The organism is Thermostichus sp. MS-CIW-23 (genome assembly GCF_054059455.1).
This window is the reverse complement of sequence record NZ_JBSSCC010000051.1, coordinates 1-15467: the sequence shown is the minus strand read 5'-3', so window position 1 is coordinate 15467 and position 15467 is coordinate 1. Positions and strand designations below refer to the sequence as shown.

Here is a 15467-nt window from a genome sequence, read left to right as displayed (position 1 = left end):
ACAGAAAGATCAACTGGTAGTAATCCGTACTGAACATATTATACATTATTTTCAGTATAGTTGAGCTTATTATTGACTAGAGTCATGCTCTCACACCCACTGCCCATGCTTTCCGACTCTAGACCCACTCTAGATCAGGTGGCCGCTCGCCACAGTGGGACGGAGTCCATAAGATCCGGCCTCAACTGCTGGGATCGACTTGATCGACTTGGCCTATTTTTGGAGGAGCTTGAGAGATCGCGGATCTCCTGCTGCATTTTCCGCATTTCTTGAGGCATCTCCCGCAGCTCCTCTTGGGCTTGATCCGTGCAGCGCTCGATGGCGCGGGTGCGCCTGTCAAAGCCGGCGACGGTCAAGTTTTTGGATCCCTCTCAAGCTGAACCCGGCCAGAACCAGAGGGGAGGCTGTCTGGGTTTAAAATAGCGGGGCTGCAGACTTTCCCGCCAAGCGCTCATGAACCTACCCAGCTTACTCTGGCCGGATCCCGACGGGATCCCAGTGCCCTCTCAACCGGGGATCCTTGGCATTTTGGCTTCCGGCAATGGCAGCAATTTCGAAGCTATTGCCCAAGCCATTGAGGCTGGGGAACTGCAGGCCCAGATTGCTGTGGTCATCACCAACAACCCCAAAGCCTACGTGCGGCAGCGGGCCCAAAAGCGAGGGATCCCTTGCGTTTTGCTCGACCACCGAGACTACCCCCGTCGCGAAGATCTGGACGCCGCCATTGTCCAGGTGCTCTGGCAGCATCACGTGGAATGGGTGATCATGGCCGGGTGGATGCGCCTGGTTACCCAGGTGTTGTTGTCCGCCTACCCGGATCGCGTCTTGAACCTGCATCCCAGCCTGCTGCCCAGTTTCAAGGGCCTGCGTGCCGTTGAACAAGCCCTGAAGTGCGGTGTGAAAATCGCCGGCTGCACCGTTCATCGGGTCACCCTGGAAATGGACAGTGGCCCCATCGTGGCCCAAGCAGCCGTGCCGGTTCTGCCCGAAGATACTGTGGAATCCCTTTACCGGCGCATCCAGACCCAGGAGCACCGCCTCTACCCACTGGCCATCCGCGTCTGCCTGGCAGAGGGATCCCTGCTACCCAAGTCTTCGGGGAAGCTGCACAATTGAGGTTAAGTCCAACGCTGGCGCATCCCATGGCCGAGATCCCGCCTCTCCTCGTCTTCGATAGCCCGGTGATCCTGGCCGGTCGTCTGGCTCTATGGCAAGAGTGGGCTCGATTTGGGGTGTGTGTGCTGCCGCAGGCAGTGATGGCCGAGCTAGAACGCCTGAGCCGGCAGGCTATTGATCCCCAGGAAGAATCGACAGCCCGCGAGTTTTTGCGCCACTGGCCCAGTCTAGGGTTTGCCGTCTCAGAAGCCCGTGCCTTGGTGGGTGGCGCCGGTGCCGGCGATCAGTCCATGAGGGTACGTTTGGAAGAAGCGATTGCCGAATGCGCCTATGCCCTGGCCCAGCAGCAGCCGGGAACGCTGGTGGTTTTGGTCAGCAACGACCGGCCTTTGGTGGGGCGAATTCAGGGTCTGGGTCTCAACAACCTCTGTGCCATCTCTCTGGCAGAGCTGAACCGGTGGATGCGTCAGCAGCAGCGCCCTCAGGCTGTGGTTATGGCTTTGAATCGGTTACCAGGGCCACCCATTCCTGCCGCCCAGTTGACGTCCTCTACCCTCGCTCCACCTGCCCGTCCCTTGAGTTCCTCTCCAGCTTCCGGGAACCCCCCCGCCCAGGCGCGGCAGCGGTCTGGAGCTGCTCAGGTGGGGCCGAGCACAGCCCGCCTCTGGCCCTTTTTGAAAAGCCTACAGAATGCCCTTGCGTTGTTGCTGGCCCTGGTTTTCCTCTCGGCAACCGGGTTGCTGGCCTGGCGCCTGCTCGATCCAGAAGGAAGTGAAGGGATCTGGCAGCGGCTACCTCTCTCTCGGATCCCTTGGATTCGGGATCTGTAGTCCTCAAAGCTACTGCTCAGCAATCGTAACGTTAAAGCCCTTATTTTTCAGGGTTTCCGCATGATAGCGGGCATACTCCAGTTGCTCAAATGCTGCCAACTGCACAAACTTCTGGCCATTCACATCTTTGACAAAGGCCCCATCAGAAACTTCTCGAGCACGTGCCAAGCTCTCATCTCCCGAGTAGGTAGTGAGCACCAAGAAGGTTCCCTCGCCGCGGTTCGGCCCCAGAGAGTCTACGCTGTTGTCGCTTAGGGGCACCACGTTCTGGGATCCCGCAGAAGTAGGCGATGAAGGTTGGGACGGGCGCTCCAGGCTGGCTGCCAACTGCTCCACCGTTTGCAAGCTGGGGGGAGAGGGTTCCTTGGAAGCCAAGGCCAAGTCGGTCTGCAGGCTGTCCAGCAGGTTAGGAACGCCTTGAAGAGGATCCACCTGCAAGTCCTTCCAGTCCGGGGTGGCCGCCAAGCCCAGCGCCAGCCGATCCGGATCCAAGCCACCGAAATAGAACTCCTCTCCCACCTGCCCTTCCACCGGTTCCAGTGGGATCAGGGGCAACTGGGCCAAATCCAGCTGGGCAGGGATCCCTTCTTCCGCCCTGCTGGCAGCACTTTGGGGCAGGGACAGTTCTTCCGGCCAGATCAGCCAGCGCACCCCAAAGCCAATCCCCGCGCAGGAAAGCACCCACAGCAGCAAGACCCAGAGGGGCGAAAAGGCCCCGGAGGGCCGCGGCATCTCTTCCTCTTCCAAGTCTTCCACCACCTCTTGAATGAGCACAGGTGAAGGGCGCTGTACAGAGCTGGTATTCCCAAGCTGACCTGCTCGTGGGGGCGGGACAGAGTCCATGCGCTGCAAACGCTGCCAGAGGCGGAATCGCTCCAGTTCTTTCAGCACATCCAAATGCAGATGGCTCAGCGCCTCCTGAAGAGCAAGTTGAGGAACTGGATGTGAATGGGACTGCTGTGCCGGAGACAGGGGTTGGGTAGGGTCTGGGGGAAGCGGAGAAGGACTCATAGACAGCCCACACTCAACTTGATGTAAAGTCGGAGAGCAAACAATGCCGATCCACTGTTACAGCCGGAAACAGCCTAACAGGAGAACCCACCTTGGGAACAAGGATTGCCAGCGCCCCATACCTTGCCATAAACCACCATGCCACAGGGCTATGGCAGTCTTCTAGGGCTTTGCCTCCAGATAGAGGGCACGCACATCTGTCGGTAGGTTCTGAAGCAAGATCTGGCGGGCAGAGGCAACGATGGCATCCACGTCTTCTGGGGCGAGGTAATATCCGTCAGCCTTGAGTTGGTCGGCAATGCGAACCGGTGGCCAGCCAAAGCGATCCCGCAGCAGCAGAATGAAGCGCAGATCCCCCGGCAAGGTATCCAAACCGGCGGTCAAATAACAGGCCAGTGCCGGTGAAAGAGAGGACTTTGCCCCGCCTCTGGTGGAGTCGAGACTGCAAGAAGCTTGAGGGCGGGTGGGGATCCCATCCAAGGATTGGATCAGCTCACGGGTTTGCTCCGCCAGCCAGGGTCGCAGCACAGGATCCCCTTCGCCAGCCGCTTCTTCCACAAGGCTGTGGACATCTAGGCGCTGCAGGCGCGGGTAAAGCCGCAACCAAACCTGCTCTCGACAGGCAGCCCATTGCTCTGGCGGCAGATGCTCGGCAAGGATCCCGTCCACCCACTTGCAGTAGCGGCAAAACAGGCCGATGAAGTAGCGCGCCACCTCCGGCTGCCGTTGAAAGGCCCGCAGCAACTCCAGGTCGCTGTAGTGGGCTACCCCCCGCACGATAGGGGCGTTGCATTCCGGCCAAAAGGCGGTAGCTTCGGGCATGAGAATTTCTCCCGCAGAAAAATCCCTAGCTATTCTCCAGGATCTCCCGGCAGGCGGATAACAACTGCTCCTGCTCCGGCAGGGTGCGCAGGCCAATGCGCAGGTAGCGATCTCCCAGCTCGGGAAAACTCAGGCAATCCCGCACCAGAATCCGGTGCCGCTGCAGCAGCGCCCGCTGAATTTGCGTGGCAGAGCCAGGGCAGTGCACCAACACAAAATTGGCTTGACCAGGCCAGGGATCCCAGCCGGGCAGTGCTTGCAAACCCCTGAACAAATGCTCTCGGGCCACGGGTAGCCAGGCCAAGGTGCGCCGGCGGAAGTCCTCATCGGCCAAAGCTGCCGCCACTGCCACTCCCGCCAATCCGTTGACGCTCCAGGGATCCCGCCACTGCCGCCAGCGCTGCCAGTGATCCGGGTGCCCCACCGCAAAGCCAATGCGCAAGCCGGGCAGTGTGAAGAACTTGGTGAGGGAACGGATGACGATGGTGTTGGGGTGAGCCGCCAGGTGGGGGATCAAGGTTTGGCTGCGGGGCATTGCCGACGGGCTGGAGTTTAAGCTCAGGGTGGGCTCCCCCGGCAAAAAGTCCATAAAAGCCTCGTCCACCACCACCCGGTCGAACTGGGGCAGGAGAGGCAGGATATCTTGCTGCGGGATCAGCCAGCCCGTCGGGTTATGAGGGTTGTTCAGCCAGAGCACCCGGTTTCCCTTGCCTGCCACCGGAAGCGGCTCCTGGAGAAAGGCGAAACTAGGGGATCCCTGGCCGGGGAAAAAAGGCAGCGGCTTGATGGTCGCCCCTGCCGCCCGCAGAGCCCGTGCATACTCCCCAAAGGCAGGCTGGGGCAGCCATACTTCCCGCCCTTGCGCATCCCGGGCCGCCCAGGTGAGCAACTCCGCTGCCCCATTGCCCACAAAGATCCACTCAGGATCGACGGCCCAATGGTTGGCCAAACAGATGCGCAAGTCCCGATAGTCGGGATCCGGGTAGCGGCTGATTACAACCGGGTCTGCTGCAGACAGCGCCTGAGTCAGAGCTTGCAAGACCGATTCCGGTGGGCCCAGCGGATTCAAGCTGGCCGAAAAATCCAGAATCTCCTGGGGAGAGCAGCCAGCGATTGCTGCTCCCCAAGCCCAATTGCCACCATGTCGAGGCTGCTCCACGCCCTACCCAGCAGCCGAGTCCCAACCCGGCGAAATTAAGATTTCCCCCCTGCTACTGCTTCGCGGAATGACTTGCCCGCCGTAAAAGTGGGGACGATGCTCTCTGGGATCACCATTTTTTGGTTGGTTTTCGGGTTGCGACCTTCCCGCTCTTTGCGCTTGCGAGCCTCAAAGGAGCCGAAGCCCACCAGGGTCACCTTCCCCTTGGGTTCACCGTTTTCATCGCGGGATGCGACCTCTTCGACAATGATCTCCAGTGCGGCGGAAATGACAGCCTCCGCTTCTTTTTTGGTTACATTGGCGCGATGAGCGACGGCATCAACAAGTTCTGCCTTGTTCATCCTGATCTCCTTTTGAGTTAGGCAATAGAGTTAGAGCGTTCTCCGGATCGCAGACTCGCTCTGGCGTTGCGGAGCGGCCACGGCCCAGAGTGTTCTCAGTGTGTGGGAGCGGGGCTTGCCCTGCAATGCGCCAAGGCGCCACTGGCGCGAATGGCAGGATTGTGGCAGTTGAGCTCCAAATCACTGACATATTCTACAGCTAAGTTAGGGCAGAAGCCTGCTGGGCAAGGGGTTCTAGGGGATCTTAACGCAATTTTCTGGGAGACAAGAGACTGCATATACCCAGTTGGCTCGGATCCGACAGAAAGCTAGGGCTCACGACTCGGGTCGGAAGTAGGCCCGCATCACCTCTCGAAAGATGGGAGCGGCCCGTGATCCACCCCCACCGCCGCTGTTTTCCAGAAAGACCACGACCACCAATTCGGGCCGGTCGTAGGGAGCATAGCCAACATACCAAGCGTGGGATCGCCGCGGCGGATCCTCTGCGGTGCCGGTTTTACCAGCCGTTGGGGGAAATCCTGGCCCCAGGTTGGCGTTGCCGCCAGTGCCGTAAACCACGACATCTCGCAGCCCCTGCTGCAGGATCTCCAGGGTGGCAGGGGAAAGACCTACCTTTTGGCGCAGCGGCACAGGGCTTTCCGGGATCACCTGGTGCGAGAGCAAGGGGCGCACCCGCCAGCCCCCATTGGCCACTGCCGCCGTTACCACCGCCATTTGCAGCGGCGTAGCGGTAATAAATCCCTGGCCGATGGACATGTTGACCGTGTCGCCCACATACCAGGGCTCGCGCCAGTGGCGCTGCTTCCACTCAGCATCCGGCACCAGACCCGCGGCTTCCCCTTTGAGGCCAATCCCGGTCAGTTGTCCCAACCCAAAGCGGCGCGACCATTCTTGCAAAGGGGCAGCCTTGGTGCCGAGGGCGATTTGGTAGAAAAAGGTGTCGCTGCTGTAGGCCATCGCCTGCCGGTAGTTCAGCCGCCCGAAGCCGGCCCGGTTCCAGTCCCAAAAGCGCCACCCTCCCACCTGGATGTAGGGGCCGGTCTGCAGCACCGTATTCGGGGGAAAGGCTCCCGACTCAATCCCGGCAGCGGTGGTGATGATTTTGTAGGTGCTGGCGGGGGGATAGGGCCGCAGGCCGCGGTTGAGGAAGGGAAAATCCTGCTGCTGCAGGCTCTCCCACTGGGCTTGGGTGATGCGGCTGGAAAAGAGGTTGGGATCAAAGGTGGGATAGCTGGCCATGGCCAGGATCGAGCCATCGCTGGGATCCATGGCGATCACCGCTCCTTTTTGCTGGCCGAGGGCTCGCTCTGCCGCCTGCTGCAGCCGCACATCCAAAGTGAGCTGCAGGGTGTTGCCCGGTTGGGGCGCTTGTTCCCCCAGCACCCGCAGCACCTCTCCCATGGCGTCCACCTCCACCTGTCGCCCGCCCCATTGGCCGCGCAGATGGTTCTCGAACAATTCCTCCACTCCCATCAGGCCGACAATATCCCCCAGGCGATAGCTAGGGTCGGCCCGCAGTTGCTCTAGGGAGATCTCGCCGGTATAGCCCAGCAGATGAGCGGCCAAGTCGCCGTGGGGATAAAACCGCACCGTCTCCGCCTCCACCATCACTCCCGGCAGCTCGCGGCTCATCTCCTCCAGTTGAATGACCACCTGGGGGCTGGCGTTGCGCAGGATGCGCACGGGAAAAGGGGAACGATATCCAGCCTGTTCTAGCTTTTGGGCGATCTCCTCAGGGGCGATGTTCAAGTATTCTGCCAACTTGGGGATCATCTCCTGCCAGCGCTGCCGCGACTGCACCAGAGGCCAGAGGAAGACCGAGTGGGACAATTGGCTGCCCGCCAGCAATACGCCGTTGCGATCCACAATGCGTCCGCGTTCTGGCGGCTGGGGCAACAGGCGAATGCGGTTGGTATCGGCCAGCTGGCGGTAATACTGGGTGCGCGCTAGCTGCAGGTAGGCCAGACGGGATCCCAGCCCTCCAAACAGCAGCAGACTGGTCAGCAAGAGCAAGACAACGGCCCGATAGCCCTGCCCCACCGTTTTGGTCGGCAGGGATCCCAGCCAACGAGGACTACCGCCGCCCGGCGGGGGTGGGGGAAGCACCCGGCGGGGGGCAGGCGGTCTGGAATGGGGGGAGAACAGGGCTTGCGGATCCCGTCCTGCCAAGGTGTTGGGGCTTCGCGCGGCGTTGCTGACGGGGTAGAGTTTGGCCATGAACTTGCCAGAAGAATTGCAACCGATACACCCAAAATCGAGAGGAGATGCCCGCTCTCGGGCAGGCAGTCTCAGCATCCATCCAGTATCCCTGGCTCTGGCAAGCCTCGTCCAGGAGTGGCAGCGTGGATAGAGCAGAACAACAGCGGCTACGCCAGGCTGCCTGGCTGATGGTGGGCAATGGCCTGCGCCTGGGGTTGTCTGGGGCCTATTTCATCCTCTTGGCGCGGCTGTTGGGGCCGGAAGCCTTCGGGGTTTTCTCTGCCATCTTGGCCTGCAGCAACCTGGCCGCCCCGTTTGGCTATTTGGGCCAATCGGAACTGCTGATCCAGCGCCTCAGCCGGCAGGGATCCCTGACTTGCACCCAGGGGGTTGGCCCCAGCTTATGGTTGGCGGGATTGGGCTGTGGGGGGATGGCGCTGGTGTTGTGGCCCCTCTTGAGCGTTTGGCTGGCCGGGACGCCAGCAGCGGTGGTGGGGGTATTGCTTTTGAGCGATCTGCTGTTCATCGCGGTGCCAGAGGTGTACAGGGGGATCCTGATCGGGAGAGAGCAGGCTGCTGGGGTAGCCCTCATCGACACCGGCATGGCGCTGGGGCGATTGGGGGCAGTATTGCTGGCGGTGGCCTTGGGCTGGGGATCCCTGGTGCAATGGGCTGTTCTGTACGGCCTGATGGTGTTGGTCGTGCTGCTGCTGATCGCGAGGGGGATGGGGCGGTGGAGCGAGCCTTCTCCCCCCTTGGCCCTGAGCTGGCGAGATCTGCGGGAACGGCTGATAGCGGGCTGGGACTTTGCGGTGGGGCTGGCCGCGGTGAAAACCTTCACCGATTTGGATAAGCTGCTCTTGCCCCGTTTGGCCTCAGCAGCGGCGGGGGGTCTTTACAGCGCTGCCTATCGGGTGATCAACTTCTCGCAAACGCCGATGATTGCTCTGCTCACCAGCCATTTTGCCGAGCTGTGCCGCCAAGGCCAAAAAGGACTCCCACAAGGCTGGCGCTACGCCTGTCACCTTTCCCCTTGGGTGGTGGGCTACGGCAGTTTGGCTGCTCTGGGGCTGGCCCTGGGATCCTACGGAATCCCTTGGGTGCTGGGATCGGCTTACCGGGAAACGGCCCTCATCCTGCGCTGGCTCAGCCCGGTCATTTTGCTGGAAGGGATCCACCTTTTGCTATCTCACCTGCTCACTGGAGCAGGGTTGCAAAGGCCCCGCAGCCGCCTGCAACTGCTGGCTCTGGGGCTGAATGGGCTGTTAAACGGGGCTTGGATCCCAAGGTGGGGCTGGCAAGGGGCGGCCCTGGCAACCTTGCTGTCAGAGGTGGCCTTGGTGCTGGCCTTGCTGCTGTTGATTCGGGGGCAGCTGCGCTCTCTGCAGAGAGCTGGGCCTAGGGCGCCTTAACGATTTTGTAGGTGGCCTTGGCATCGGGGCCGAAGGTAATCACATCCCCCGACTTGAGCTGGTGGGTGGTCAATTTCTGGCCGTTGATCAACAAGCCATTGGTGCTGGGGCGACCTTCCAGATCCCCATCCAAAATGCGGTAGCAATATTCTCCCTCTCGCTCGGCGGGAATCCGCAGCAGCATGGCGTGGTAGCGGGAGGCATACTGAGAGTTTAGACAGATGTCGTTCGCCAAGTCCCGACCGATGAAGTATTTGGCGGATCCCAGCACCTGGGTACGGCGGCCATCTCGGTCTTCCACGATCAAGATGTGCTGGTGGGTACCGGAAGGAGAAGGCACAGATTCAACCATACTTCCGCTGTCAATACCAGTGTTTAACCGTACCTCAAACTATACCGAAGTTTAGCCTTCTTCCTGCTATCGCTGGGTCTGCAGAATCGCTCATCCAGCGCCCCAGAACTCTCGACCGATCCAGTGGGCTAGCGAGGAACATTCTGGAGCAATGAGCCGACCCATCCGGGGAAGAGGGTGTAAGCTCCTACCGCCCATTGGGCCATGCCCACCACCACCTCTGACTTGGACTGGCGAGCGGCATCCCAAATGGCTTCGGCAACTTCTTCCGGCTGGCTGGCCCAGAAACTCTCCAGCGCCTGTTGCATTTGCTCGCGGGCTTTGCCACCTGAGGTTTGGGAGTGGCCATCGGGAGAGGACTCTGGCCCCACCTCATCCAGAAAAATGGCTCGCTTGAGGAAATTGCTGCTGACGATGCCCGGATGGACGCCAATTACCTGGATCCCTTGGGGTTGCAGTTCCAGACGCAGCGCTTCTGTCAGCCCACTGACCGCGTACTTGCTGGCACAATAGGCGCTCATCTGGGGCAGGGGCATTTTGCCGCCAATGGATCCCACGTTGATGATCTGGCCTTTTTTGCGCTTCAACATGTCGGGGAGCACGGCTCGGATGGTGTGGAGGTAGCCCCAAAAGTTGACCGCCATCAAAGCCTGCCAGTGTTCCAGGGTAGTTTGCAAAAAAGGGCCACTCATGCAGATGCCGGCGTTGTTGATCAGGCAGTCGATGCGGCCATAGCGTTCTAGGGTTCTCTCCACCAGGTTTTGCACCTGTTCTGGCTGCGTGACATCGGTGGGAACGGCCAAGACCTCGGCATTTAGGCTTTGCTCCAGGTCGATGGCCGTTTGCTTCAGGGTTTCGGCAGTGCGGGCAGCCAGCGCCAATCGGTAACCCCCACGGGCAAAGGCAAAGGCAGTAGCTCTGCCGATGCCTTCAGAGGCGCCTGTAATTAAAACAACATCGGCCATCCTGCTTCTCCGTAAATCTGGACTGGGATCCCTCTACCTGTTGTAGCTTCTCCGAGAGTTAGGGATCCCTGCTTGGCTGAGGGCTTAAGATACTGAACGATAGCGAAGATAAGGTTTATGGCCTCTACCTACTCATTTGATATCGTCAGTGATTTCGATCGGCAGGAACTGGTGAACGCTGTGGATCAAGCCCGACGGGAGATCAAACAGCGCTACGACCTCAAGGATACTCAGACGGAAATTGAGCTGGAGGAGGGATCCCTGACCATCACCACCGCCAACGACATGGCCCTCAACTCCATTCGGGATCTGCTTCTTACCAAAGCGGCCAAGCGGGGTCTATCCCTGAAGATCTTCGACTTCCAACCCCCAGAGAGCGCCGGCGGCAACCGAGTGCGCCAGGTGGTTCACCTGAAAAAGGGCATTGATGCCACACTGGCCAAACAGATCGCCAAGCAAATCCGCGACAACTTTAAGAAAGTGCAGCCTGCCATTCAAGGGGATCTGGTGCGCGTTTCCGGCAAGGATAAAGACGAGCTACAGGCGGTCATTCAAATGCTTAGGCAGCAGGACTACCCGGTGGCGCTGCAATTTGTCAACTATCGATAGGGATCCTCTGGGCTTCCGTATCTTTCCCCTCAACCCCTCTTGCAAGATTAGAGATCTCAGGATCTGTGAAATGTTGGGTTTAATGGCTGCTGGAAATGGTGATGGCCTACGCTCCTCAAAGCTTGAGTTTTCGGCCAATTGGGATAGGGGGCTCTGGTGAGAAATCTTGTGAAAGTAACCGTCGGAATCAAGCCAGCAAGTCTCTGAGAATCTCATTGGAAAATAGCCAGCCATCGGGCGGAATCAGCCGTAGCCGGCCTGCCTCACAACTGGCCCATCCCTTCTCAAAATAGGGATCCAGCCTCTCCAAAGCTTGCTCGACCTTTGGGTGGCCAAAACGCTCCTGTAAATGGCACAAATCCAGACCTTCCTTTAGACGCAACCCCAACATCAAAGTATCCATCCAAACTTCCTCTGGGGATGCTTCAGGAGGGAGAGGGTGGACTCCGACTTTCACCTGCTCGAAGTAGTGGTAAAGGGTTTTGGGCTGCTGAATGCGCCGTCCCCCCTCGTAGCCGACGGATCCCATGCCAAAGCCAAAGTAAGGGCGATTTTTCCAGTACACTCGGTTGTGGCGACAGGCGTAGCCGGGGCGGGCAAAATTGGAGATTTCGTAGTGGATGTAGCCCGCTTCGGTGAGCAGCTCCCGCGCCATTAGGTACATGGCAACTGTGGTTTCCTCGGTGGGCAAAGGCGCATCTCCCGGTCGGTACATCCGGCCAAATCGGGTTCCCGGCTCAATCGTCAGATCATAGACGGAGACATGGGTGGGGTTAATCTCAAGAACAGCTCGTAGAGACTGCTGCCAGTGTTCCAAAGTCTGGTAGGGCAGCCCAAAGATCAAATCCAGGTTGAAATTCTCAAAGCCCGCCGCCTGCAAGTCGGCCACGGCTTCGTAAACTTCCTCCACTCCATGCAGGCGACCACAAGCGGCCAGCAGCTCTGGCTGAAATGCCTGTACCCCTAGGCTGATGCGGTTGACCCCCAGCTCCCGGTAGCCCGCCAACTGCTCCCGCGTCAGGGTGCCGGGGTTGGCCTCCAGAGAAATCTCGCAGTCGGGATGAAACGGGATCCTCTCCCTCAATTGAGTCAAGATCCGCCCCAGTTGCTCCACCGTCAGCAGAGAAGGGGTGCCACCCCCGAAAAAAATGCTGGTCAACGGTCTGGGATCCCCAGCCAGATGGCGGTAGCGGTAGGCGCCGCCGATCTCCCGGCAGAGCATTTGCACGTAGGTTTCCATCAACTTGCGGGTGCCCAGGCCGGTGGCAAAATCACAGTAGTGGCAGCGTTGCCGACAAAAAGGGATGTGCAGGTAAGCCGCCTCAGGCCAATCAACCTGGTCGCGACAGGGTTGCGGAGCAGTACCGGTCGGAGTGGGATCGTGCGAAGCAATTGCCACAGCCATGAGTCAGCTCAAACGGGTTAGAACCACTATACTGATAGACTCCGAAACTCCTCACGAGAAGGGATCCCATGGGGACTGTACGCCTGGCGGTGATCGACTATGAGGCGGGAAATCTGCATTCGGCTTGCAAAGGGCTGGAGCGGGCCGGAGCTGAGGTGCAGCTAGTAACAGAGCCAACTGGACTAGCGGCTTTTGACGGCATTGTCCTGCCCGGCGATGGGGCCTTTGACCCAGCCATGCAGCAGCTGCGGGCGCGGGGCTTTGGGAAAGCGATCCGGGAAGCTGTGGAGCGGCAACAGCCTTTTTTAGGCATTTGCCTTGGGCTGCAAGTTTTGTTCGAAAGCAGCGAAGAGGGAACAGAGCCAGGGCTGAGCATTGTGCCTGGACGGGTGCAGCGCTTTCGACCGGAGCCGGGCTTGCGTATCCCCCACATGGGCTGGAACCAGTTGCACCTTACCCAACCCCAATCGCCTCTTTGGGCAGGGATCCCGAATCAAAGCTGGGTTTACTTTGTCCACTCCTACCACGCAGTGCCCAATGACCCAAGCTGGGTGGCTGCTACCACCCAACACGGCAGCCAAACCTGTGTAGCCGCTATTGCCCGCGGCACCTTGTTTGCTACCCAATTTCACCCCGAAAAGTCGGGCCCTGTTGGCTTGCAGATGTTGCAAAACTTTGTCGAGTTTGCTGCCCGTTGCTCCCTTTTATCTGCTCCCAGAGCTTAGTGCCCCATGAACTACTGGCTGATGAAATCTGAGCCCAGCGTTTACAGCATCTGGGATCTGCAGCGGGAAGGCCAAACCCTCTGGGATGGCGTGCGCAACTACCAAGCCCGCAACTATCTGAAGGCAATGCAGCCTGGGGATCGCGCCTTTTTCTACCATTCCAATGCCGAGCCACCCGGAATTGCCGGTTTGATGGAGATCCTGGAAACCCACGTGGTGGATCCCAGCCAGTTTGATCCGACCAGCCCCTACTACGATCCCAAGTCCACTCCAGCAGATCCCCGGTGGTACACGGTGCGGGTGCAATTTTTGGCTGCTTTTGAAAGAGTGATCCCTTTGGCCAAATTGCGGGCCACCTTCACCCCGGAGGAGCTGGAGGTGGTGCGGCGGGGCACACGCCTGTCGGTGATACCTGTGGCTGCAGAGGTTGCGGAGCGCTTGCTCTCACTGGCAAACCTCTCCTCTTGATCTGGGGTAAGCTTCCCGACGGTCTCGCCCGACCATTTCCTCTCCGAGGCAGCTAGCCTCTACAGCGCCGACTCTGTTTTGCTGCCAATTTGACCTAAAACAAACATAAAGGGATTCAAAAAATAGGAAACTGGGCATTCAACGCCTGCCTAGGCTTGAGGAAGGAACCCAGGGCGAGGTTACTGTGGTGCTGCACAACAACTATGCCCGCTGGAACCAAGCAATTGTTCAATGGGCAACGCTGGGAGTTCCTCACGGTACGCCAGTTTACCTCAGCGTAGATGAAGAAGTTTTAGCAAGTCTAGGCTTAGGCCCAGTTGAGGACTTTTGCCAAGCCGTGCGCGCCCAGGTGGTAGATGGCCAGCGAGTCCAGCTATCAACTCTGCAAAACCAAAGCTTGCCCGAACCAGCAGGAGTTGCCTTCTTGGCGCTGATGGTGCTCGCCGCCAACGACATGGTGAGGGATGAGGAGCTGGATGAGAGGGACTTCTTTACCCATTTTTGTCAACGATTGGGGGTAGGCGGCGACACTCGTCCCACTGGGATGAAAGCTGGAGATGAAGAAGGCCTATGGCAGGAGTGGAACCAATGGCTAGAGGTAAAGGGATGGATTGCCACCGCCGAGCCAGGGGAAGGCCCGCGCCGGTATTTGAATTACCCCATTTCCCAAACCCTGCTGCGGAAAGCGGACATCCAAAAGCTCTGTTGCCTGTTTTACGAGAAAAACTGGACTACCGCCCGCAGCGAAACTAAGTTACTGGTGGACTTGGCGAGCGAAAAAAACCTGAACCGCCATCTGGAAGAGCTGCTGGACGATCGCCAGCGACACGAGGTACTGGGCGCCGAAATCCTAGCCGTCCATCAGGAGTGGTTAGACGCACAATGCCCGAAACCTGAACAATTTAGCCGACGTCCCCCCACGTGCCTGATTGCAGGGCTGTATCGCACCGAAGATCGGTGGGGGAATCCAGAGTACTACCCTTACCCCAAAGTTCCGCGTCGTTGGCCAGTTGCCGAGAGGTGACCGTAGAAAACCTAGGTAGCTTGCGTTGTGAGCGCTCTGGTTGGTTTTTCCCTGTTGGCGCACCGCTTTCTGCTGCCGATCTAACAACGGGGAAGTCATGGCCGATTCGAGATCATGCCCACTTGCGGGAACTCCAGCTGCCAGCTCGAGACTTTTGGGTCTTGGTGCCCGATCCTGAGAACCCCGAGTCTAGTGCGCTGGCTAGTTGGGGAGCACCTAAATTGGGCAGTCATTTCACAGTGCTGTTTCGGGAAGCACTCTGGTTGGACTTGCAGCAGCTACGAGAAGAAAAGCTGCTGCAGTGGGAGGGCGATCGCCAGCTTGCCTTTGAAGTAACCTCTGGCTGGTGGGAAATCCAAGAATGTCAGGTGCTGGCGCCGGTATGGGACGGTTTGTTTTTACAACATCCTGAGCTGAAAGAGGCCTTACAACCACGCGATCGTCTGCACATTGCCTTGGGTGGAGGGCTACGGGTACCGCAAGGACAAGGTTGGCTCGAGGGTCACTTGCCAAAGGTGACTGTGTACGGGTTTCAGCCTACGGTAGCCGTGACTCTAACTGAAGTGCGTACCGGGAGCATATATCTTCCAGAAGACCATCGCTCTACCAACCAGCCTTGGGATTTGCCCGCAGACTTACCTCCCGGTACTTACCAAATCCAAGTACGGGGCGGAACTGCCCACCAGGAACGCTTTTTGAAGATCCTGAGTTGGGGTGATTTGTCATTAGCTTCCCTAGAGTAGAGGCATAACTCTATGTCGAAAAAATCTTCTCGGTCAGAGCAAACTTACTGGGGCTTTCGCACCCATACCTCCAGATACAAACCCCAAAAGTTGCTGAATTACTTACAAAAGCGGGTTACTCAAGAAAACTTGGCCGATGTTGTGTCTCATGTTCGTATTGAGAAGGGCATTAAGGAAAGAAGTAGGGGAGAGTACAGCCTGTTAAGGGCTCAAGGGGTACAATAGCAGCACTTAGCAAACCAACTTCGGAAGGAGGATGGATTGATCAGTAGTAAAGAAGTCTTCA

At 58.8% G+C, this 15467-nt stretch carries 16 protein-coding genes; 8 read left to right on the top strand and 8 right to left on the bottom strand.

Going from position 1 to position 15467, the window contains the following annotated elements; all coding sequences use genetic code 11:
• Positions 1–453 precede the first annotated feature (453 nt).
• Positions 454–1116, top strand: a complete 663-nt coding sequence (gene purN, locus ACVW0B_RS13110) for a phosphoribosylglycinamide formyltransferase (protein ID WP_457474238.1) — start codon at positions 454–456, stop codon at positions 1114–1116.
• A 26-nt stretch (positions 1117–1142) separates the two neighbouring features.
• On the top strand, positions 1143–1946 hold the full coding sequence (locus tag ACVW0B_RS13105; protein WP_457405732.1) for a PIN domain-containing protein: 804 nt from the start codon (positions 1143–1145) through the stop codon (positions 1944–1946).
• Between the two features lie 9 nt (positions 1947–1955).
• Here ACVW0B_RS13105 and ACVW0B_RS13100 read toward each other — a convergent pair whose 3' ends face one another.
• The 5 genes from ACVW0B_RS13100 to mrdA all read right to left on the bottom strand — a co-directional run bounded on the left by ACVW0B_RS13100 (position 1956) and on the right by mrdA (position 7574).
• Positions 1956–2837 (bottom strand): hypothetical protein, encoded by an 882-nt coding sequence (locus tag ACVW0B_RS13100; RefSeq protein ID WP_457491898.1) that lies wholly within the window; start codon positions 2835–2837, stop codon positions 1956–1958.
• A 282-nt stretch (positions 2838–3119) separates the two neighbouring features.
• A complete protein-coding gene (locus ACVW0B_RS13095; RefSeq protein WP_457491897.1) occupies positions 3120–3779 on the bottom strand; it encodes a hypothetical protein in 660 nt (219 codons plus the stop codon).
• A 25-nt stretch (positions 3780–3804) separates the two neighbouring features.
• Positions 3805–4938, bottom strand: a complete 1134-nt coding sequence (gene cobD, locus ACVW0B_RS13090) for a threonine-phosphate decarboxylase CobD (protein WP_457491896.1) — start codon at positions 4936–4938, stop codon at positions 3805–3807.
• Positions 4939–4973: 35 nt separating this feature from the next.
• A complete protein-coding gene (locus ACVW0B_RS13085; protein ID WP_414332065.1) occupies positions 4974–5279 on the bottom strand; it encodes an HU family DNA-binding protein in 306 nt (101 codons plus the stop codon).
• 315 nt (positions 5280–5594) lie between these two features.
• Positions 5595–7574: a penicillin-binding protein 2 gene (gene mrdA / locus ACVW0B_RS13080; protein ID WP_457491895.1), complete on the bottom strand. Its 1980-nt coding sequence runs from the start codon at positions 7572–7574 to the stop codon at positions 5595–5597.
• A 47-nt stretch (positions 7575–7621) separates the two neighbouring features.
• Here mrdA and ACVW0B_RS13075 point away from each other — a divergent pair, with 47 nt between their 5' ends.
• Positions 7622–8890, top strand: coding sequence for a lipopolysaccharide biosynthesis protein (locus tag ACVW0B_RS13075; RefSeq protein ID WP_457491894.1), 1269 nt, complete (start codon positions 7622–7624; stop codon positions 8888–8890).
• Here the strand turns inward: ACVW0B_RS13075 and ACVW0B_RS13070 are convergent.
• Both ACVW0B_RS13070 and ACVW0B_RS13065 read right to left on the bottom strand, forming a co-directional pair.
• Positions 8877–9242: an FHA domain-containing protein gene (locus ACVW0B_RS13070; RefSeq protein WP_011432528.1), complete on the bottom strand. Its 366-nt coding sequence runs from the start codon at positions 9240–9242 to the stop codon at positions 8877–8879. The genes ACVW0B_RS13075 and ACVW0B_RS13070 overlap by 14 nt on opposite strands.
• A 128-nt stretch (positions 9243–9370) precedes the next feature.
• Positions 9371–10207 carry an SDR family oxidoreductase gene (locus tag ACVW0B_RS13065; protein WP_414328908.1) on the bottom strand — a complete coding sequence of 279 codons (837 nt, stop codon included), beginning with the start codon at positions 10205–10207 and terminating at the stop codon, positions 9371–9373.
• Positions 10208–10324: 117 nt separating this feature from the next.
• Between ACVW0B_RS13065 and ACVW0B_RS13060 the strand changes: the two genes are divergently transcribed.
• Entirely contained in the window at positions 10325–10816 is a 492-nt protein-coding gene (locus ACVW0B_RS13060) for a YajQ family cyclic di-GMP-binding protein (protein ID WP_011432526.1), read from the top strand.
• A gap of 187 nt (positions 10817–11003) precedes the next feature.
• Here ACVW0B_RS13060 and hemW read toward each other — a convergent pair whose 3' ends face one another.
• Entirely contained in the window at positions 11004–12221 is a 1218-nt protein-coding gene (hemW, locus tag ACVW0B_RS13055; RefSeq protein ID WP_457491893.1) for a radical SAM family heme chaperone HemW, read from the bottom strand.
• Between the two features lie 68 nt (positions 12222–12289).
• On the opposite strand from hemW, the gene hisH reads away from it, so the two are divergent.
• The 4 genes from hisH to ACVW0B_RS13035 all read left to right on the top strand — a co-directional run bounded on the left by hisH (position 12290) and on the right by ACVW0B_RS13035 (position 15181).
• The gene (gene hisH, locus ACVW0B_RS13050) at positions 12290–12946 is read left to right on the top strand and encodes an imidazole glycerol phosphate synthase subunit HisH (RefSeq protein ID WP_414328912.1); all 657 of its coding nucleotides are present in this window, start codon (positions 12290–12292) and stop codon (positions 12944–12946) included.
• A gap of 6 nt (positions 12947–12952) precedes the next feature.
• Positions 12953–13414 (top strand): EVE domain-containing protein, encoded by a 462-nt coding sequence (locus ACVW0B_RS13045; RefSeq protein ID WP_414388527.1) that lies wholly within the window; start codon positions 12953–12955, stop codon positions 13412–13414.
• A 187-nt stretch (positions 13415–13601) separates the two neighbouring features.
• Positions 13602–14438 (top strand): hypothetical protein, encoded by an 837-nt coding sequence (locus ACVW0B_RS13040; RefSeq protein WP_457491892.1) that lies wholly within the window; start codon positions 13602–13604, stop codon positions 14436–14438.
• A 221-nt stretch (positions 14439–14659) separates the two neighbouring features.
• A complete protein-coding gene (locus ACVW0B_RS13035) occupies positions 14660–15181 on the top strand; it encodes a hypothetical protein (protein ID WP_414388532.1) in 522 nt (173 codons plus the stop codon).
• Positions 15182–15467: the final 286 nt, after the last annotated feature.